This is a genomic window from Paractinoplanes brasiliensis (assembly GCF_004362215.1).
GTDB classification, from domain to species: domain Bacteria; phylum Actinomycetota; class Actinomycetes; order Mycobacteriales; family Micromonosporaceae; genus Actinoplanes; species Actinoplanes brasiliensis.
On the sequence record NZ_SNWR01000002.1, the window covers coordinates 546421 to 566711 of the forward strand.

The 20291-nt window shown below is 69.4% G+C and carries 17 protein-coding genes; 8 read left to right on the plus strand and 9 right to left on the minus strand.

Going from position 1 to position 20291, the window contains the following annotated elements:
- Positions 1-54: 54 nt before the first annotated feature.
- The 7 genes from C8E87_RS34525 to C8E87_RS34555 form a co-directional block, all read right to left on the minus strand.
- On the minus strand, positions 55-597 hold the full coding sequence (locus C8E87_RS34525) for a hypothetical protein (protein WP_133877613.1): 543 nt from the start codon (positions 595-597) through the stop codon (positions 55-57).
- A 244-nt stretch (positions 598-841) separates the two neighbouring features.
- Positions 842-1279, minus strand: coding sequence for an acyl-CoA thioesterase (locus C8E87_RS34530; protein ID WP_133877614.1), 438 nt, complete (start codon positions 1277-1279; stop codon positions 842-844).
- On the minus strand, positions 1276-1950 hold the full coding sequence (locus C8E87_RS34535) for a TetR/AcrR family transcriptional regulator (RefSeq protein WP_239080474.1): 675 nt from the start codon (positions 1948-1950) through the stop codon (positions 1276-1278). The genes C8E87_RS34530 and C8E87_RS34535 overlap by 4 nt, the downstream gene beginning before the upstream one ends.
- Before the next feature lie 884 nt (positions 1951-2834).
- A complete protein-coding gene (locus tag C8E87_RS34540) occupies positions 2835-3560 on the minus strand; it encodes a hypothetical protein (protein ID WP_133877615.1) in 726 nt (241 codons plus the stop codon).
- A 386-nt stretch (positions 3561-3946) separates the two neighbouring features.
- Positions 3947-4738, minus strand: a complete 792-nt coding sequence (locus C8E87_RS34545) for an SAM-dependent methyltransferase (protein ID WP_133877616.1) — start codon at positions 4736-4738, stop codon at positions 3947-3949.
- Between the two features lie 76 nt (positions 4739-4814).
- The gene (locus C8E87_RS34550; RefSeq protein WP_239080475.1) at positions 4815-5690 is read right to left on the minus strand and encodes a Sco1979 family transcriptional regulator; all 876 of its coding nucleotides are present in this window, start codon (positions 5688-5690) and stop codon (positions 4815-4817) included.
- 286 nt (positions 5691-5976) lie between these two features.
- On the minus strand, positions 5977-6681 hold the full coding sequence (locus C8E87_RS34555) for a hypothetical protein (protein ID WP_133877617.1): 705 nt from the start codon (positions 6679-6681) through the stop codon (positions 5977-5979).
- A 168-nt stretch (positions 6682-6849) separates the two neighbouring features.
- Here C8E87_RS34555 and C8E87_RS34560 point away from each other — a divergent pair, with 168 nt between their 5' ends.
- Together C8E87_RS34560 and C8E87_RS34565 are read left to right on the plus strand one after the other, a co-directional pair.
- Entirely contained in the window at positions 6850-7758 is a 909-nt protein-coding gene (locus C8E87_RS34560) for an NAD-dependent epimerase/dehydratase family protein (protein ID WP_133877618.1), read from the plus strand.
- A gap of 14 nt (positions 7759-7772) precedes the next feature.
- Complete coding sequence (locus C8E87_RS34565) at positions 7773-8456, plus strand: MBL fold metallo-hydrolase (RefSeq protein WP_133877619.1); 684 nt, start codon at positions 7773-7775, stop codon at positions 8454-8456.
- Here the strand turns inward: C8E87_RS34565 and C8E87_RS34570 are convergent.
- Positions 8449-8874, minus strand: coding sequence for a hypothetical protein (locus tag C8E87_RS34570; RefSeq protein WP_133877620.1), 426 nt, complete (start codon positions 8872-8874; stop codon positions 8449-8451). The genes C8E87_RS34565 and C8E87_RS34570 overlap by 8 nt on opposite strands.
- A 426-nt stretch (positions 8875-9300) precedes the next feature.
- On the opposite strand from C8E87_RS34570, the gene C8E87_RS34575 reads away from it, so the two are divergent.
- The 3 genes from C8E87_RS34575 to C8E87_RS34585 all read left to right on the plus strand — a co-directional run bounded on the left by C8E87_RS34575 (position 9301) and on the right by C8E87_RS34585 (position 13181).
- Positions 9301-9621, plus strand: a complete 321-nt coding sequence (locus tag C8E87_RS34575) for a DUF3817 domain-containing protein (RefSeq protein WP_133877621.1) — start codon at positions 9301-9303, stop codon at positions 9619-9621.
- Positions 9622-10627: 1006 nt separating this feature from the next.
- On the plus strand, positions 10628-11533 hold the full coding sequence (locus C8E87_RS34580) for an ArsR/SmtB family transcription factor (protein ID WP_133877622.1): 906 nt from the start codon (positions 10628-10630) through the stop codon (positions 11531-11533).
- Positions 11534-11585: 52 nt separating this feature from the next.
- A complete protein-coding gene (locus tag C8E87_RS34585; protein ID WP_133877623.1) occupies positions 11586-13181 on the plus strand; it encodes an SLC13 family permease in 1596 nt (531 codons plus the stop codon).
- Positions 13182-13372: 191 nt separating this feature from the next.
- Here C8E87_RS34585 and C8E87_RS34595 read toward each other — a convergent pair whose 3' ends face one another.
- Positions 13373-15337 carry a putative bifunctional diguanylate cyclase/phosphodiesterase gene (locus tag C8E87_RS34595; protein ID WP_133877624.1) on the minus strand — a complete coding sequence of 655 codons (1965 nt, stop codon included), beginning with the start codon at positions 15335-15337 and terminating at the stop codon, positions 13373-13375.
- Between the two features lie 178 nt (positions 15338-15515).
- Here C8E87_RS34595 and C8E87_RS34600 point away from each other — a divergent pair, with 178 nt between their 5' ends.
- The 3 genes from C8E87_RS34600 to C8E87_RS34610 all read left to right on the plus strand — a co-directional run bounded on the left by C8E87_RS34600 (position 15516) and on the right by C8E87_RS34610 (position 20282).
- Positions 15516-16673, plus strand: coding sequence for a branched-chain amino acid ABC transporter substrate-binding protein (locus C8E87_RS34600; RefSeq protein ID WP_133877625.1), 1158 nt, complete (start codon positions 15516-15518; stop codon positions 16671-16673).
- A gap of 268 nt (positions 16674-16941) precedes the next feature.
- Positions 16942-19491: an FAD-dependent oxidoreductase gene (locus C8E87_RS34605; RefSeq protein ID WP_133877626.1), complete on the plus strand. Its 2550-nt coding sequence runs from the start codon at positions 16942-16944 to the stop codon at positions 19489-19491.
- Complete coding sequence (locus C8E87_RS34610) at positions 19491-20282, plus strand: alpha/beta fold hydrolase (RefSeq protein ID WP_166661378.1); 792 nt, start codon at positions 19491-19493, stop codon at positions 20280-20282. The genes C8E87_RS34605 and C8E87_RS34610 overlap by 1 nt, the downstream gene beginning before the upstream one ends.
- Positions 20283-20291: the final 9 nt, after the last annotated feature.

Here is a 20291-nt window from a genome sequence, read left to right on the forward strand (position 1 = left end):
GCTCCGCTCCGGCCGGTGGTTCTTGCGTTCGGGGATCGCCTGCCTGATCTTTCCTCAAGGGCTGACGACGTGCCGCGGGAATCGGGTTCTGGCTCTACGCGACGACACCGGCCGCCGCGCTCGCCGTTGACCGGGGCGGCCGCCTTGCTGGTCGTTGGGCGGGTGGCTGTCTTGCTTGTTGTTGGCCGAGCTGAGGCCGCTTTGCTGGTCGTTGGGCGGGTGGCTGTCTTGCTTGTTGTTGGCCGAGCTGAGGCCGCTTTGCTGGTCGTTGGGCGGGTGGCTGTCTTGCTTGTTGTTGGCCGAGCTGAGGCCGCTTTGCTGGTCGTTGGGCGGGTGGCTGTCTTGCTTGTTGTTGGCCGAGCTGAGGCCGCTTTGCTGGTCGTTGGGCGGGTGGCTGTCTTGCTTGTTGTTGGCCGAGCTGAGGCCGCTTTGCTGGTCGTTGGGCGGGTGGCTGTCTTGCTTGTTGTTGGCCGAGCTCAGGCCGCCTTGCTTGTCGTTGGCCGGGTAGCCGCCTCGCTTGAGCCGGCATCGGGGGCCGTGGGCGTCGCGACGATCGCTGCCGTGGTGCCACCCTCGCCTTGGCGGTGTTGTGCTCAACCCGTGCTTTGTGTCGCCCCGGCGGCGCCGTCCTCATCCCTGAGCGGCGTGGTGGTCGCCCGCCGGCCGGTCAGGGGCGAACCGGGGTCGTGGAGGTGGTGTGGCTGGGGTCGGTTCGGGGGTGAGGCGGGGTGGTGGTGTGGCTGGGGTCGGTTCGGGGGTGAAGCGGCGTCGTGGTGGTCGCGTGGCCGTGGTTGGTTCGGGGGTGAAGCAGGATCATGGCGGTGGCGCGGTGGTGGTCGGTTCAGGGGTGAAGCAGGGTCGTGGCGATGGTGCGGCCGTGGTCGGTCCAGGGGACCGGGCGCATGGTGGCCGGGTCGAGGCGGACGTTGACGCGGCGGCCCTCGGCGTACAGGGTCTCGCCGTCGGCCGAGGTCACCTGGAAGGCGTAATCGGCGCTGGTGGTGCCCATGTGGTTGAGCCAGAAGCGGACCTCGACGTCACCGGTGCCGCGGATCGGACGGTGGAACGTGATCTGGTATTCCCGGACGACGTTGAACGCGTCGGGCGTCGTCGGGCGGCCGTCGGTGAACGAGACGCCGCGCTCGGCCCACCAGACGATGATCGCCCTTTCCACGAGCACGGCGTAACGCGAGTTGTGGAGAACGCCCATCGGGTCGAGGTCGTCGAAATGCACAGCCTGCGCAACAACGGCGCCGTGGTTGTGGACAGCGGTGGTCATGTCAGCTCCGGAAGGATCGTGGGATCGGTGACTACGCCACGCAGATGATCGAGCAAAGCTCGGCGGGCGTGGCGGAACGTGGTGTCGGCCCCCAGTACGGGCACCTGCATGACGGCGCAAACCCCCAAGGACTCGACCTCGTACGCGAGATCGCCCGGATCGGTTCCCTCCCGCAACTCGCCGAGGGCTACACCGTCGGCGGCCAGGCTCGTCAGGAACCGCATCCACTCCCTGAGCTCGGCGGCCAGCCGGTCGTGCACCGGCCCCGGCCGCGCGTTGAACTCGAAGTGGGCGTTCGCGAAGAAGCATCGGCCGGGCAGGATCTCGGCCTCGTAGAAGTCGAGCCGCCGGTTGTGGACGCCCCACAGCCGGCGCACGCCTCGCGGTTCCTTGAGAGCGGGCCGGATCACCTGATCGGTCCACTGGGCGCGCGCGTGCTCGATCACGGCGAGCTGCAGCGCTTCCTTGGACCGCCAGTGCGCGAACAGCCCCGACTTGCTCACGCCGAGCGCATCGGCAATCTGACTGAGCGAAAGCCCGTCCAGCCCGGCCGCCGTCGTCAACCACAAAGCCCGATCCAGCACGGCGACGCGTGTTCGCTCGCCCCGCATCAACCTACCGTCCGGTGCCATGCCGTAGACCCTACAAAACGACCGACCGTTCGTAAACATTGCCGGGTGTTGACTGCACCACCCCGCAGTCAACATGTACGCAGTCGTCCACGTGTATGCATCGGCACCCTCGGAAGGGTCAACATGTGCAGACGTCGCCTCAACATGTCCACGCATCAACTCGTCAACATAAACGCGTCAACATGAACAGGCGTCCCGAACCGGCGCTCACATGGATGCGGTGTCCCGGGCCGGCGTCAGTGTGGACGGCATGTTTGAGCGGCCGTCAACATCGTCCGGGCTCCGGACCCGCGTCAACGTGGACGGGTCGTCTTCGACCGGCGTCGATGTGGGCGGGGTGTTTGAGTGGCCGTCAACATCGTCCGGGCTCCGGACCCGCGTCAACGTGGACGGGTCGTCTTCGACCGGCGTCGATGTGGGCGGGGTGTTTGAGTGGCCGTCAACATCGTCCGGGGTCCGGACCTGCGTCGATGTGGGCGGGTCGTTTTGGGTCGGCGTCGATGTGGGCGGGGTGTTTGAGTGGCCGTGGACATGGTCGGGGGTTCGGACCTGCGTCGATGTGGGCGGGTCGTCTTGGGTCGGCGTCGATATGGACAAGCTGTTTGAGCGGGCGTCAACATGGGCCGGGGTCTGGGGCCGGCGTCAACATGGCGGCTCGTCGTCGACCGGCGGCTGTTTGAGTTGGCGTCAACATTGACGGGTCGTCTTTGGCCCGCGTCAATATGGACGTCCCGTACGGGCAGGAATCAACATGAACGAGAGTTGCCTGGGCTGCGTCAACATGGGCCTGCCGTCACAGCCGGAGGCGAAGTGGGCGGGCTGCGGGCTGGGTCTGTCCGGGCCGGCGCTCGTGGTGCGTCGACGTGAACAAGCCGCCCGCGGGGCTTGATCCGGGCGGGCGGCTGAACTGTGTGAGTTCGGGTTCAGTCGAGGGACGGGATCGTGGCCTTGCCCTTGTCGGCGATGACGAACGGGGTGTCGATGTCGGGCGTGCCCTCGCCGATCTGGACGGCGGCTACTCCGGTTCCGGTGCCGGCGATCTCGCCCGTCTCGTCGCGGATGATGAACGTGTCCTTGCCGGTGTAAATCGTGTAGGTGGGCTTTCCGTTCGACTCGCCCACCTTGCGGAAGCGGAACTGCTGGTCGGTCTTCGACGCGTCGCACGCCGTGGTGGTGACCGCAGCCGGCTGGCTTCCGGGGCCCAGCTTGGCCGAGAGGCAGTACGGCTCGCCGCCGTTGCGGAGCTTGGCGGTGCGGATCCAGTACCTGTCGCCGCCTGGGGTCAGGGGGGTGATCACGAAGAGGTCGCTGTCGCCGAACTTCTCGGAGAGGCCGATTTTGCCCTTCTGGACCACGCCGAGGGTGGCCTCGCTGTTCTTGGGGAGCAGGAGGACCTGGCGGGTGCCGCTGAAGACGCCGCTGCCGCCGCCGCTGCCCTTCGAGGGGGCTTTGGTCGCCTTCGAGGTGGGCGAGGACGAGGTCGGCGCGTCCGAAGGCGTGGGCGAGGAGCCGAAGTCGGTGGACGCGCTGGGAGTGCTCGTGGAGGCGGGCCCGCCGGCGGCCGTCGGTTCCTGACCGGCGCAGGCCGAGGTCAGAAGCAGCCCGGACAGGACGGCGGCGGCGGGCACGAGCCGGGAAATGTTGTGCACGAGCTTCTCCTCACGGTGGCGACTTGCGTTGCTGAGGAGAAGCTTTCCCGTCGCGGCGCCGTGGGGGAGGCGGGTGCCCCGTTCATGGCATCAACGGGGGAGATCCATCGATCATGGGGCGACGCCACCCTGAAATGGCCGAGGACAGCAGCGGCGCAACCGGCCGGGGCGCGGCGGTGAACCCAGCCGGGTTGCGGCGGTGGACTCAGCCGGGTTGCGGCGGTGGACTCAGCCGGGTTGCGGCGGTGGACCCAGCCTGGGCGCGGCGGCGGACCCAGCCGGGGTGCGGCGGTGGACCCAGGCTGGGTGTGGCGGAGCCGGCGGGGTGCGGTGGACCCGGCCGGGTGTGGCGAAGGAACCGGCCGGGTGGCGGGGGAAACCGGGTGTCAGGGCTTGCGGCCGACTGCCCCGTACGCCTCGATGGGCTCGATGCCGTCGCCGTCGGGGCGCCACTCGCTGATCTGGGTGAGGCCGGGCTCGATCAGCTCGAGGCCTTCGAAGACGGTGGCCAGCTCGGCGGGGCTGCGCAGAATGTAGGGCACCCCGCCGCTCTGGGCCAGCCTTTCCGCGCCCTGCACGACCGCCTCGGAGGTGTCTGTGCCGTCCCAGAAGACCAGGTAGCTGCCCGAAGGAACGCGCTCCATGACAGTGCCGACGATTGAGCGGATCACCGACAGGTCGGGCTCGTAACCCATGACGCCCATGAACATGACGGCGACCGGCTCGTCGAAGTTGAGCGACTGCTCCGCCTCGGCCAGGATCTTTTCGGGGTCGTGGTAGTCGGCGTGGACGTACGTCGTGTCGCCCTCGGCCGTCGTGCCGACCAGCAGGGCCCGTGCGTACGCGAGCACCATCGGGTCGTTGTCGACGTAGACGATTTTGGACTCGGGGGCGATGCCCTGAGCCACCTCGTGCGTGTTCTGCATCGTCGGCAGGCCGGTGCCGATGTCGAGGAACTGGCGCACGCCCAGCTCGGCGGTGAGGGCGCGGACGACCCGGATCAGGAACTTGCGCGACTGGCGCGCCATCACCACGATCTCGGGGTAGACCTGGGCCACGGCGTCGCCGGCGGCGCGGTCGGCGGCGAAGTTGTCCTTCCCGCCCATCCAGTAGTTCCAGATGCGCGCCGCGTGGGGCACGTCGGGCTGCAGGTCGGCGGGGGCCTCGTGGTCCGTCATGGGGAAGTTTCTATCGGCCTGCCAGGCGTAACGCAAGCGCCCACTGTGGATCATCGCCGGCGTCCGGAGGGCGTCGTCAGAGAGCGTCCAGGTCGGCGATGACGCCCTTCAATATGTCAGGGGTGCGGGCCGGTGGGGCCGCCTCGATGATGAGCCGCCCGAAGGCCGCCGCGTAGTTGTCCACGTCCTCGCGTTTGTCGAGGTAGAGCGCGCTGGTCAGGTGCTCGATGTAGACGACGTCGTCGAGCTCTTCGTGCGGGAAGCGCAGGATGCTGAACGCGCCGCCGGCCGCCGCGTGCCCGCCGGAGTCGAACGGGATCACCTGCAGCCGTACGTTGGGGTTCTCGCAGGACTGCAGGAGCGAGACGATCTGCTCGCGCATCACTTCCTTGCCGCCGATGAGCCGGCGCAGCACCGCCTCGTCGAGCACCGCCCAGAACGTCGGCGAGTCGGGCCGCTCGAGGGTCTCCTTGCGGGTCATGCGCAGCTTGGCCAGCCGTTCGACCTCGTGCTGGCTCGGGTTGGTGTGCGCGAGCCGGATGACCGCGCTGGCGTACGCCTCGGTCTGCAGCAGCCCGGGGACGAACTGGATCTCGTACGTCCTGATCAGCTCCGCGGCCTGCTCGAGGTCGAGATAGCTGTGGAACCAGCTTTCCAGCACATCCCCGTACGTGTGCCACCAGCTGGGCGAGTTGGCCGCCTTGGTCAGCTCGAGGAGGCGTTCGTGCTCGCCCGGGTCCTCGACGCCGTAGAGCAGCAGCAAGTCGGTCACGTCGCGCGCCTTGAAGCCGACGCGTCCCAGCTCCATGCGGCTGATCTTGGATTCGGACGCGCGGATGCGATAGCCGGCGGCTTCCCGGCTCACCCCGGCGGCGAGGCGTAACTCGCGCAGGCGGGCGCCCAGCTGGAGCCGACGCACGGTCGACCCGCCGATGTCCCCACGCCCGGTCACGCTGACCTGCTTATCAAAGTAGCGACCGGTCCGCTACGACTCGCGCCCGGCGGCGCGGTTCCCACGGCCGCGAACGGCCCCCGCAACGCCAAAGTCCAGCCTGGAAAGATCGTCTGTCACGCGAACATCCTCACCTCGGTGGACCCCAGCGTCCAGTGTGGATCCTCTACGTCCGGCAAACGCGATCATAGCGATCACCGGGCACGGACAGTACCGCACCCAGGGTCGCTTTGCCCCTGCTCTCCGGCCGTTTTGTTCCGGCGGATCGGCCACTGGCGCGGGACGGCTACTCGTGCGGAAGCAGGTGCCGCCAGGTCGCGGCTGTAAAATGCATCGGCCCTTGTCGATAGGCCCGCAACCGTTTCGCGAGCTTTCCCCGTACGGCTCGAGCCTGCTCGCCGTGCAGCCGGAGCTCGAGATCGGCCGGTATCGGAATTCCGACAGGCCACGGAGTCGCGTCGACCGGCTCGAAATCCAGGCGAACCGCGGCGAGCAGAACGGCATTGGGCCGCCAGGGTTCACCGCGCAGCACCTTGCGTCGCAGATCCTGTACGTGGGCGGCCAGCTCGTGGAGCGCTGGAGGATAGGCGCGAGCGGGGTCGCCGTCACCCCAACCGCTCAGTTCGGCGCTGAGCCAGGTGCCCTCCTCATCCCGTACGCGCAAATGGTCTCGGGGTTGATCGCGGCCCGCGGGCAGGAGCGGATCGCGTCGCGTGTGGCGGGGGTCGCGCAGAACGGCGACGGCGTGGGCGCGCAGGGACTCGGCCTCCCGGTCCCGTAGCCGCAGGCTGGCCGAGGCCTCGGCGTAGGCGGTGTCATCGGCGTAAACAGCCAGTGGCGGCGGCGTGAGGACGAGCTCGCCGGGGAAGAAGAAGCCGGCCGGCCGGGCCCATTCGAAGACCGGCGGCCGTACGGCGGCACGCGCGGCCGATCCGGTGAGTCCGGCTACTGCGGCCGCGCCACCGGCGGACAGAAACGCCCTGCGGTCCATGAGGTGCGACGTTATCCGGGCAAATCGCCCAGTGTTGCCGTGTTCGCGAACTTCACCTCAACTGTGAGCGTCGGCTCGCAACGAGAGCACTGCTCTTGACGATCGCCCCATTCGGATGTGATCGTCGTTCCTTAGGAAGAGCACTGATCTCGAACGGGAGCGCCTGTCATGGTGGAGCATGTGGTCATTGGGGCCGGGTCGATCGGCACGAGCGTCGCGAATCTGCTCGTCGAACGCGGCGAGCGGGTACGCGTGATCACCCGGAGCGGGTCGGGTCCCGAGCATCCGCTGGTCGAGCGGACGCCCGCGGACGCCTCCGACGCGCGGCGGCTGACCGAGCTGACCCGCGGCGCAAAGGTGATCTACAACTGCTCGAACCCGCCTGACTACACGCAGTGGGAGCGGCTGCTGCCACCCCTGCAGACGGCCGCCGTCGCCGCTGCCCGGGCGAACGACGCCGTCCTGGCCGGCACCGGCAGCCTCTACGCGTACGGGGCGCAGCCCGGCGGCCACATGGACGAGCACACGCCGATGACCGCAACCGGGCACAAGGGACGTCTGCGCAAGCGACTGTGGGAGCAGGCCCTGGCCGCCGGCATCCGGACGTTCGAGGCGCGCGGCTCCGACTACGTCGGCAGGAACGCGGTCAGCCTGTACTCGCTGGTGCTGGGCCCGGCGATGGAGAAGGGGCGCCCGGCCTTCGTGCCGGGGCGGACGGACATGCCGCACACGTTCACCTACAACGGCGACATGGCCAGGACCCTGGTCACGCTCGCCCAGGACGAGAGGGCGTGGGGCCGTGCGTGGCACGTGCCGTCGCCGCCGGCCGTGACGATCCGCGAACTGGCGCGGCTTTATGCCGAGGCCGCGGGAAAACCGCCGATCCGCCTGGTCCCGCTGCCGCGCTTCGTGTTGCACGCGGCCGGGGTGGTCGTTCCGATCATGCGCGAGATGGCCGAAATGGATTACCAGTGGTACGCGCCGTTCCGGCTGGACGCGACCGAGACGGCCCGCACGTTCGGCCTGACCGCCACCGCCCTCGAGGTCGCGGTGCGGGAACAGGTCGCCGGGGGATAGCGCACAATGACTCCGTGCGTGAAGTGGTGGACGGCGTCTTCGAATTGAGCCTCGGGTTCGTCAACATGCATCTGGTCGTGACCGACGACGGGGTGGTGCTGGTCGACACCGGGCTGCCCCGCAACTCCAAGCGGATCGACCGCGCGCTGCACCAGCTGCGCAAGCAGATCGGCGACGTCACCGCGGTGCTGCTGACCCACCACCACTTCGACCACACCGGGAACGTCGCCGACCTGCGCCGCCGCTCGGGCGCGCGGGTGTTCGCGCACGCGGCCGACGCGCCGGTCATCACCGGCGCGATCACCGGGCCCCAGCCGACCGGGCTGGCCAGGCTGGCGAGCCGGCTGATCGGCCGGGCCGAGCCGACCAAGCTCGACCAGTTGATCACCGGCGACGAGTCGGAGCCACTCACCGGATTCACGGCGCTGCACACCCCGGGGCACACCCGCGGGCACGTGTCGTTCCTGCTCGACCGGGCCGGCGGCGTGCTCTTCGCGGGCGACACGGCCTCGGGAACCCGCGACGGCAAGGTGGCGCTCGGCCCCACCCAGGTGTCGGCCGACCCGGCCGAACAGGGACGCAGCCTGGCGAAACTGGCGGCGTACGACTTCGAGCACGCCGTTTTCGGCCACGGCCGGGCCGTCTCGGGGCGAGCCGTCGAACGATTCCGGGAATACGCCGGAGAACAGCCTAAATGAGCTGGTGGATGCCGAGCGTGAAGGCGGGACGGCGGCCGTCACGCAGGGTCAGCAGCTCGCGGATCTGGGGCAGCGGCATCTCGGCCGCGCCGCCGCCGGACAGCGGATGCGTGCTCCTCGGCTCGGTGCGGCCCCCGCTGCCGCCGCGGCCCGGATAGACGTAGAGCCCGTGAGCCATGTCGGGGACGGCGTCGAGCGCGGCCGCGACCACGGGCAAGGCCCTGTACGCCGACCAGGCCTCGTCTGTGCGGAAGGCGATCTCGAACAGCACGCCCCACTGATGGAACGTCCACTCCCAGCGATAGGCGCCGTTGGTGACGGCCGCCTCGACCAGATTACTGCCGAGCGACTCGTGCCAGGCGCGCGCAGTGCCGCGGGGCCCGTCAAGGACCTCGATCGACCACCACCGCAACTCCATGAGTCGACTGTAGAACCGCCGGGGAGTTCGCAGGAGTGAATGCCGAAATCTGGCACATCCGTCCGCAATTGATCAGCGCCGCAACCGAAAGGATCGGGCGCTCGATTTCCGTTCTGCCCGGCCGGAAGGCGTGAATCCGTCGTCGGCAATAACGACACCGATCCGGTCATCTGCCGGGGATTCCGCATTCGCTGAGAACGGTCCCCGCCCGGGGCGCGGTCTCGGTCACCGTGATCGCGTTCAGATCCGGGCCGGTGGCGGCGGCGCCGGGCGTGATGACAATCCACCGGGAAAGTTCCACCGGCTGCCGGGGTGAGCTGCTTTTCACTCCGGGGGTTGTCCGTGCGGGCCGTCGCCGGGTCCTTTGTACGATCGAATGCCTCGTCTGGAACGGATCATCCGACTCGCTCAGGGGGCGTCGACATCGTGCAGCCGTACCGCATCTTCCGCATCACGGCCGTGGCCGAGGCGTTCTCGTGGGCGGGCCTGCTCGTCGGCATGTATTTGAAACGGGTCGCCGAGGTCACCGACATGGGTGTGTGGTTGTTCGGCCGGCTGCACGGGGCGTTGTTCGTCGCCTACATCGCGGCGGCGATCTGGGCGGCCCGGGCCGAGCGGTGGTCGTTGCCACGCACGCTGATCGGTCTGGCCGCGTCGATCCCGCCGTTCACGTCGATCGTGTTCGAGCGCTGGGTCGCCCGGCGCCGTCCGGCCGAGCAGCCGGGGGCGCAGCCGGTCGCCGGCTGAGCAGCGGCCTGTGGGTGGCCGGCGGGGAGCTGAGGGGCGCCCGGCGGGCACCCAGTGGGGAGCTGAGCGCGGTCTGCGGCAGCCCTCGGGGAGCTGAGCAGCGTCCGGCGGGCACTCAGTGGGGAGCTGTGTGGGGTCTGCGGCAGCCCTCGGGGAGCTGAGCGGGGCCCGGTGGGCACTCAGTGGGGAGCTGTGTGGGGTCTGCGGCAGTCGGCGGGGAGCTGAGCGGCGCCCGGTGGGCACCAGTGGGGAGCTGAGCCGGGGGCGTGCGGCGGCCGGTGGGGGCTGAGTCGGGGGTCCGCGGCGGCCGGTGGGGAGCTGAGTCGGGGGTCCGCGGCGGCCGGTGGGGAGCTGAGTGAGGGCCCGCGGCAGCCGGTGGGGGCTGAGCGAGGGCGCCGGGTGGCCAACGGGTAGCTGAGCGGGGCCTGCTGGCAGGCAGGGGAGAGCCGAGCGGCAGCGGCCGTCATCCGGAGGGAGCTGAGCGGGCCGGGCGGCTGGGCGCGCGGGCGGCGACCTTTCGTGCCCGCGGCGTCAGCCTCTCGGACTTGGCCGCGCCCGATTCAGCGTACATTTCGGGAATTTACGCTTTGCTCTTATCGGGCGGAACGGTTAGTCGCGCATCGCCCGTTCGGATGAACCCGGGGGCATCGTTTCAGCGAGGCGTTAAACGTCTTGTCGTGGCACCCGCGCGGCGGACATTGTCTTTCGGCCGGGTCGGCCACGAGCCGGGCCGACGTCAGGCAGTCGTTGTCGGATATGCCGTTATCGGGGGTGCATATCCGGACTGCCGGAATCGTCGGCGCGCTCGTGGCGACACCCGCCCCTACCGTACGGCGCAGGAGCCCGTGCGGCCTTTGTCGTGTGCTGCTTCCGTCGTTGTCGCACCCGCCGGATAGACTCCCGCCGTGAATGTTTGCTGAACGGCAACTGGGGGCCCGACGTGCTGCGCATCCATTTCACGCCGGATGATGTCGGCCGCGTGCGGATCGCGAGTGAGCCTGATCCGATGTGGGAGACGATCTTCGGGGTGTGGCGGCTGCGCCGTCCCGGCCCCGAGCTGATCTACGGCCGCTGGCGTGGGCACGCGATCAAGGCCAGTCGCCGCGAGGACCTCGAACTGCTTCTGCCCCTGGTCCGCGGCGCGTACTACCCCGACTTCCTGACCCCGGCCGAGGGCGCGTCCGGCCTGTCGGCGGCCATCGAGGCGATCAAGTCGACCCCGATCACCCGGCTGCGCGACGAGCTGGAGGAGCTCGTGCGGCACGCCGGTCCCCAACCGTCGTGGATGAGCCGGCTGGCGGACGGCGACGTCGAGATGCTCGAGCGCCTGGCCAACGCGTTGCAGTCGCAGTACGACAGCACCCTCTCGCCGTTCTGGGGCGAGGCCCGCGCCCACATCGACGCCGAACGGTCCCGCCGCGCCCGGATCCTGCTCGACCAGGGCGTCGAGGGCCTGCTGGACAGTTACCGCCCGATGATGCGCTGGGAGCCGCCGGTGCTGGAGGTCGAGGCGCCGTTCGAGCAAACCCTGCAGCTCGACGGCCGGGGCCTGTTGCTCATGCCGTCCTATCTGTCGTGGGGAACGCCGGACACGCTGCGCGACACGACGCTGCCGCCGGTTCTGGTCTATCCGATCGAGCACGACCTGACCCTGCGCCCCGGGCTGCGGCCGGCCGACGGTGCGTCGCTGGCCGCGTTGATCGGGCGCACGCGCACGTCGCTGCTCGAGTCGCTGGGCGGCGGGCGTACGACGTCCGAGCTGGCGCGCCGGGTCGGGGTGAGCGCCGCATCGGTCAGCCAGCACACCGCGGTGCTGCGCGAGGCCCGGCTCATCCAGACCAGCCGGGCCGGCAAGGCCGTCGTGCACACCTTGACCCCGCTGGGCCGGGCGCTCCTCGGCGAGGTCTCCTGATCCCCCTTACCATCAAGTGATGCAGATCACTCGATGAGGGGGCGAGACTGCCATGACCGACGCACCCGCCAAGACCGACGTCGACAATCGCCTGCTCGGTGGGGCCACCTACCGCAGCCTGGGCGAACAGCAACTGTCCCCGGCCGAGGAGCGGTTCGAGCGGGGCCGCCGTACGGTCGGCCTCTTCCTCGCGCCGGCCGTCGTGATCGTGTTCCTGGCGTTGCCGTTGAGCATCCCACCCAGCCAGCAGGTGCTCGGCGGTCTGCTGCTCGGCGTGATCGTCCTGTGGGTGACCGAGGCGGTCCCGATCCCCATCGGCGGGCTGCTCGGCGTCGCCCTGATCGTGGTGTTCGGGGTGGCCGAGGCGAGCGACGTGCTGGCGCCGTTCGGCTCGTCCACCGTGTTCACCTTCATCGGCGCCTTCATCCTCGCGCAGGCCATGCTCAAGCACGGGCTCGCCCGCCGCTTCGCGTTCCGCATCCTGTCGCTGCCCGGCGTCGGCCGCTCGACCGCGCGCGTCATCGTCGCGTTCGGCGTCGTCACGTGCCTGCTGTCGGCGTTCGTCTCGAACACCGCCACCGTGGCCATGCTCTTGCCCACGGCGCTGGGCATCCTCTCGGTCATCGCGAAGCTGCTGCAGGACCGAGGCCTGGTCGAGCCCGGTTTCGACCCGACCCGGCTGCGGGTGGGCGCGGCGCTCATGCTGATGCTCGCGTACGGGGCCTCGGTCGGCGGACTGCTCACCCCGGTCGGCTCGCCCCCGAACCTGATCGGGCGCGGGCTGATCGAGGAGGCCACCGGCGAGCGCATCTCGTTCGCGCAGTGGATGGCGGTCGCCGGGCCGATCTGTCTTCTGATGTTCGTCGTGCTCGCGATCGTCCTGCTGCTGCTCAACAAGCCCGAGATCCGGCGCATCGAGGGTGTCGAGGATTACGTTGCCTCGCAGCGCGCGAGCCTGGGCCGGTTCTCGGCTGCCGAGCGCAACACGTTGATCGCCTTTGTCGTCACGGTCGGGCTCTGGATCTTCCCGGGCATCGTCGCCGTGGTCGCGGGCACCGAGTCGGCCGTCTACGACACCGTCAGCGCCCGGCTCAACGAGGGCATCGTGGCGGTGCTGGGCGCGTCGCTGCTGTTCCTGCTGCCGACGTCGTGGCGATCGCGGGAGTTCACGCTCAACTGGAGCGACGCCGCGCGGATCGACTGGGGCACGATCGTGCTGTTCGGCACGGGCATCATCTTCGGCTCGCTGCTGGCCGACACCGGCCTGGCCGAGACGATCGGGCGGTCGAGCGCCGACGCGCTCGGGCTGGGCGGGACGTTCGCCATCACCGCGTTCGCCGTGATCCTGGCGATCGTCGTGTCGGAGACGACCAGCAACACCGCGTCGGCGGCGGTCGTGGTGCCCATCATCATCCCGATCGCGGCCGCGGCCGGGGCTGATCCGCTGGTGCCGGCGCTGGCGGCCACGTTCGCGGCGTCGTTCGGCTTCATGCTGCCGGTCTCGACACCCCAGAACGCGGTGGTCTACGGCTCGGGCATGGTGCCGATCACCACGATGATCCGGTCCGGGGTCTCGTTCGACGTGCTCGGCGCGATCATCATCCTGCTCCTGCTGCCCCTGATGGTCGCCGCCGTGGGCCTCGGCTGACCCGCACGGAGGGGGCCGGCTCCCGACCGGCGCGGTGGGCGGTGGTGGGCCCGTTGCTGGAGGCGTGGAAAGCGAGGCATCCGTCGGTGCCGGGGCATCAAGGGCCGCTACTCGTTGCGGGAGATCCTCAACTCGATCCTCCATCAGAACCGGACCGGTTGTCAGCGGGCGTACCTGTGCGCTGACGCGCGTCACGCCGGTGCGGTGATGGATGTGATCAGATTCGTCACGATGCTCTGGGCCCGTGCGCAGGCATCGGCCACCTGGTCCGCCGGTACGGGACGGCTGAGTGCGAATCCCTGGGCATAGTCACAGTTCATCGCCCGCAGAGAGCGCAGCGCGTCGAGGTCCTCAACCCCTTCCGCCACGACCGAGAGGCCGAGGTTGTGACCGAGGTCGATGGCGCTGCGGACCATGACGGCGTCCGGCGTCGTGCCGGACAGGTCGCTGCCGAGGTCCCGGACGAACGTCCTGTCGATCTTCAACTCGTCGGCCGGGACGAGACGGAGTTGCACCAGCGAGCTGAAGCCCGTGCCGAAGTCGTCGACCGACACGCTGATGCCGTGTTCGCGGACCTCGCGTATCGCGCTGACGGCACGGTCCGGATCGGCCATGATGCTGGTCTCGGTGAGCTCGAGGCGGAGCAGGTGCGGCGGGAGTCCCGCGTCACGCAGTGCCGCCAGGATCACGGCGGTGAAGTCCGGATCGATGAGGCACCGGGGTGACACGTTCACCGCGACGGCGTAGGGGAGTCCTTCGGCGAGCCACCTCGCCCCTTGCCGTACCGCCTCGCCCAGCAGGTGGTAGGTCAGCCGGACCTCCAGGCCGCGTTGCTCGGCGATGGGCAGGAACGTGGCGGGTGGGAGAAGCCCTCGCTCCGGGTGCTGCCAGCGGACGAGCGCCTCGACCGAGGTCGCCGCGCCGTCGGACAGGCGCACCTGCGGCTGGTAGTGCAGCTGCAGCTGGGCCGCGGGGTCGCCGGTCTCCAGCAGGGTCCGCAACTCGGCGAACAGCTGCATCCGTTCCGGCATCTCGGTGTCCGTGTCGACGTCGTACACCTCAACTCCACCGCCGTTGGCCTTCGCGCGGTACATCGCCGCGTCCGCGTGCCGCAGAAGTTCGTCCTCGCCGGTGCCGTGCATCAGGCCGAACGCGAGGCCGAGGCTGCCGCTGACGGCCGCGGGGCGACCGTCGAGCAGGAAGTCCCGGCGCAGCTCCTCGACGAGTTGTCCAGCGGTCTCGCGCGCGGCCGACACGGTGGCCACCCGCGGTAGCAGCACCGCGAACTCGTCGCCGCCGAGGCGTGCGACGACGCCGTCGGCGCCGACCGCATCGGACAGGCGGCGGCCGGCCTCCTGCAGGACCTGGTCCCCGGCGTGGTGGCCGAGAGTGTCATTGACAGCCTTGAAGCCGTTGAGGTCGACGATCATCAGCGCGACGTGCCGGTCGCCGCCGGGAAGGAGCCCGGCCAGGGCGACTTTGGTCCGGCTGGCAAACAGTGTCCGATTCGCGAGGCCCGTCAGAGGGTCGTGCAGTGCCTGCTGGCGGCTGGCCTCGGCCTGCTCGACCAGCCTGCGTTGGTGTCCGAGAACGATGCGCAGAACGATGGCAGCGAGTGTCAGGCCGACTCCGAAGCCGACCACGATACCGATCAGAAGCCGCAGCTGGGTCAGGCGCAGCTGCTCGACCTGCTTCTGGGCAGCCTCATGGACAGTGCGCGACACCTCGTCGATGTCGTCCTGCAGGATGTAGAACGCCGGCGTGACCTCCAGGCGGTCGAGCCGGATATGGGTGGAGTCGCTCTCGGCGATGAGGGTCATCTGCCGTTCGGCCAGCGCGTGGAAGTCGTCGTGCTCGGCCCGCAAGCGCAACGCGTCCTCCCGGGTCTGTCCCGGACCGGTCGCGGCGAGCTCGGCAAGCAGGTCGTCGGCGGACTTCCCGACCTGGTCGAAGCGTTGTTTGACGGCGACGGACGGCTCGATCTGGTAGTGTCTGAGGTTCACCTCCTCCATCGCGATCGCGATGCGCGTCTCGGAGAACAGCGCGTCGATCTTCAGGACATGGCTCTGTTGCTCGGTCGCCCGGGTGGTGTGCACGGTTCCCTGGATGACGTAGGCGGCCAGGGCCAGCAGAACTGCCCCCAGCGCGGCGGTCATCGCGACGCTGCGGCCCTGCCGAACCGCCGTCCCCGGGGCAGCCGCATCTCCACCCCTGGACCTCCACCTGATCACGGCATTCTTTTCGGCAGCGAATCGGCGAGTTGAAGGCACCTGGGCTCAGGTTGGTGCGGGCCCGGCCGACATGAAGTCCTGAAGGCCGATCTGGGGAGTGCCCATGCGCAGCAGGCTGTTGATCCTTGTCGCCGTGACGGCCGTGCTCACCGCGTCCGCCGGATGCAGTGGCAGCGGTTCCGCCACCGGCGAGAACGCGGCGAAACCCGGTCCCATTCTGCTGGGCACGCTGCTGCCGCTCACCGGGCGCAGCAGCCCCTCGGGGGAATCGATGCGCAACGGTGCCCAACTGGCCGTCAACGAGGCCAATGCGGCCGGTGGTGTCCTTGGCCGCCAGGTCGAACTGGTCGTCGAGGACGACGCCTGTGACCCAGGGACCGCCGTCACCGCCGCGCGGAGGATTGTCGACCGTGATATCGCCGCCTCGGTCGGCGGTTATTGCAGCAGCGCGACAGTGCCCACCCTCAAAATCTTGCGCGCTGCCGGGGTACCGATGATTGTGGCGCAGTCGAACTCCACCGACCTGCTCGCTCCCGGCTACGACAGCGTCTTTCTCATCTGTGGAACGGTCACCGCCGAGGCCGCCTTCGCCGTCGGCTGGATGAAGCAGCTGGGCGCGCGCCGCCTGGCGGTCGTCGACGACGGCACCAGCTTCCCGGCAACGCTCGCCGCGTCGACGATCAGCGAGGCCAAACGCACCGGCGATCCGGCCCTGGTGGCCGAGTTGCACCTGAGCCAGGGCGCACCGAGTTACGCCCGGGCGGCTCAGGCCGTGATCACGAGCAAGGCCGACGTCGTCTACTACACCGGCTACTACGGCGAAGCCAACCAATTCATCAAGGACCTGCGGACCGGCGGATACCGCGGAAAGATCGTCGTCGGCGACGGGGCCACCGACGGCCCTCTGCTGGCCAACCTCACGGCGGAAGAGCGCCGGGGCGTGTACGGCACCGCCCTGCTCTTCCCCGAATTCATGCCGGAGCTGAAGGACTGGTCGCAACGCTATCAGTCGGCCTTCGGCTCGGCTCCCGGCTCCTCGACGGTGGAGGCGTACGACGCCGTCAACGTCGCCCTCGACGCGATCAAGCGCGCCGGCACCGTCGCTCACGAGGCAGTACGCGAAGCCATCAGCACCACGAACATGCAAGCGATGTCCGGTCCAATGAGCTTCAACGCCGACGGCACCCGCACCCAGCCGAAGTTCCTCCTGCTGCGGGCCGAGAAGGACGGTTTCCAGCTCGAACAGGCGTCCTCCGGCTGACGGCGAACCGCCCTTCCGACGGGCCCCGGCGGCCGCCCGGGGCAAGAACCTCAACGCCCGCTCGACCTCAACGAGTCCACGGCCACCCGCTGGTGCGCGCGGCGGCGCTTGTCCACGAGGCGAGCGGCCCGGTGATCCATCGCGCGGCCGTTCTGACCGGCCGGTCGATTCCCGGGGAAGTTGCGACGGTGCACTGAACAACGCCTGCACGATTCCATTCAGTAAATGTCAAGTCGATCTCGCCACCCTTGTTCAAAAGGGAGCGCACATGACTGACATTGAGGAAGCCGACGTCGTCGTGATCGGCTCGGGAATGGGCGGTCTCGCGGCGGCCCGGGCCATCGCGCAGTTCGGCGACCGCCGCGTGCTGATCCTCGAACAGCACTACACGATCGGCGGAATGACCCACGAATTCACCCGCGCGGGGCAATACCATTTCGGAACCGGGCTGCATTACATGAGCGCGGACGCCGGGCCGTTCCTGGAATTCATGACGGACGGGCGGGCGCAACTGTCGCCGCTGCCCGCCGACTACGACGTTCTGCACTTCCCCGAGTTCGATTTCGCCGTGCCGGCCACCTGGGAACGGTTCCGTTCGCGCCTGGTCGAACATTTCCCGGACGAAACTGCTGCCATCGACGCCTTTTTCCGCACCACCCGGCGAGCGATGATCGGGCTGGCCGCCCGCAACGTCCTCGCTTCGTTTCCGGCCGCTGTGCGTAACGTCGGCACGCCTCTGGTCCGAACGCTGTTCCCGGCGGCATACCGATCGGTGTCCCATCAGGTCTCCCGCAGCTTTCGCGACCCGCGGCTACGTGCCATTTTCGCCGCCCGATGGGGCCTTTACGGAACGGCGCCGCGGTCGAGCGCGTTCGGCTATCACGCCGCCGTTCCCCTGACCTTCTTCATGAACGGCACCGCCCATCCGGTCGGCGGTCCGGCCGAGCTGGGCCGGATCATCGTGGAGATCCTTCAGCGGTACGGCGTGCAGGTGCGCCCACGGCAACGCGTCATCGAAGTGCTGGTCGAGAGGGGCCGGGTAACCGGCGTGGACGTCGAGGACACCGCCGGCGGGCGCCGCTACCGGGTGCGTTCCGGCACTGTGGTCTCGGCGGCCGGCGTGCGGAACACGTACGCTCTCAGCCGGCAGAACCGGCGGCTGGAGAAGCTGCCGGCGGAGATGTCGGCCCTGATGTTGTTCATCGGGTTGAAGCGGTCGCCGGTGGAATTCGGGCTCGGCGGCGAGAACCACTGGCTCATGCCCGACCTCGACGGCGACGGCACGCTGTACGTCTCCTTCCCCTCGCTCAACAATCCGGCCGCCCGGCACCACACGATGGAGGCACTCGAACTCGTCGCCCCGGACGTCGTCGAGCAATGGCGTGGAACGGCCGCGAACGATCGGCCCGAGAGCTATCAGGAGTTCAAGCAGCGGCTCGCGGAAAGGCTCCTCACCCGTCTGGAGCAGCAATGGCCCGGCCTGCGTGAGGAAATCGGCTTCACCGAGCTCGCGACCCCGCTGTCGTTCGAGACGTACCAGAACAGTGTCCAGGGATCCTTCTACGGCCTCGCGGCGACACCGCAACGACTGCGTTCGTCGGTGGCCGGCTGCCGCACCCCGGTCAAGGGCCTGTTCGTGGCGGGGCAGGACGCGTGGGGCTCCGGCGTGGTCGGTGCGCTGGCCGGTGGGCTGATGGCAGCGAACGCGGTGCTGAAACCGCGGCAGCTCGGCGCCCTGTGGGGCGCCATCCGGAAAGGGCCGCCGACTCGCGATCCGGCCACGCCGTGGCAGGGCTATCTGCGCGTGACCGCGATCGAAGAATTGAGCCCTACCGTACGGCGTTTCCGTCTCGCATCGCTGGATTCCGGGCCGTTGCCGTTCACCTTCATCGCCGGCCAGTATCTGAAACTCGAGCTGCCCGTGGCGGTCGAGCCGATCGAACGGTCGTACTCGATCTGCACCGGACCCCAGCAAACCGCATTCCTGGACATCGCGGTCCGGCGGGAACCGGATGGGCTCGGCTCGGTCTTCCTGCACCAGGAGGTGAAGACCGGACAGGCGCTGCGAGTAAGTGGTCCGCACGGCGAGTTCACCTGGAACGGCGGCCCGGGGACCGAGACGCTGCTGCTGATCAGCGGTGGTGTCGGGATCACCCCGCTGATGAGCGTGCTGACCGCGGCCGCCGACGCCGGCCACCGCGGCCGGATCGTGCTGCTGGCCAGCTTCCGGGCCGAGAACGAGGTGCTCTTCGGCCCGGAACTGGCAGCTCTGCGGCACCGGCTGCCGGGCCTGGTGGTGAAGTTCGTCGTCACCGAGTGGTACGGCCGCATCGACGCGACCGAGCTGATGCCCTACGTGGACGGTGCCACTCGCGTCCACCTGTGCGGACCGGCGCCGATGATGCAGGACCTGATCGGGGCTCTGGCCGCACTGCGGGTGCCGCGGAAAGGCATTCACACCGAGGCGTTCGTGTCGGGAAGTGGCGGCCGGACCCGACGGGAACGAGCCCACGCGGTGGCCCTCGCGGCGGCGGCGAGCGGCGTCACGACGTACACGATCGACCTGGCCGGCGGCGGGACGGCTTTCCCCTGCCACCCCGGCCAATCGGTGCTCGACGCGGCCAACACCGCGGGCGTGCCCCTGCCCCAGTCGTGCGGGGAGGGCTCCTGCGGTACCTGCCGGGTGCGGGTGCTCAGCGGCGACTTCGAGACCGACAGCCGGGGCTTGTTGTCGGCGGCCGAGATCTCCGCGGGATGGCTGTTGGCCTGCCAGACCTTACCCACCAGCAACGTGACGATCTCTCCGGAGGCATTCTGATGACCACTCGCCGTTCTCTTCTCGCCGGATCCGCCGCTGTCACCGCCGGTGCCCTGCTCAACGCCCCGGCCGCGCACGCCGCAACCGTCCCGCCCCGGACCAAGCCGACTGTCGTGCTCGTTCACGGCGCGTTCGCCGACGCGTCCGGCTGGAACGGCGTCGCCGAGCGGCTGCTGCGCGGCGGCTACCCGGTGATAGCGCCGGCGAACCCGCTGCGTGGCGTGTCGGCCGACGCCGCATACCTGGCCGACGTCCTGGCCACCATCGCTGGTCCGACGGTGCTGGTGGGCCACTCGTACGGCGGGATGGTCATCACGAACGCCGCCGGCCGCAACCCGAACGTCCGCGCGCTGGTCTACGTGGCCGCGTTCGCACCCGACCAGGGGGAGAGCCTGATCGACCTCCAGAACCGCAGTCCCGGAACCCGGCTGACCGAGGCGGCCCTCGACTTCCGGCCGTACGGGGAGGGGCTCGTCGACGCGTACATCAAGGCCAGCGCGTTCCCTGGTGTCTTCGCCGGCGACGTGCCCGCGACGACCGCCCGGCTGATGTGGGCCGGCCAGCGACCGGCCGACCTGCGTGCCCTCGGCGAGCCGTCCGGAACGCCGGCCTGGACCAGCATCCCCTCCTGGTACCTCGCCGCCCGGAACGACCAGGTGCTGCCGATCGCCGCGCAGCGGTCCATGGCGAAGCGGGCCGGTGCACGAGTACGGGAGGTCGGCGCCTCGCACGTCGCGATGATCTCCCAACCGGCCGCCGTCGCCGATCTGATCAAACTCGCCGCCTGCTGAGCCGGCCCG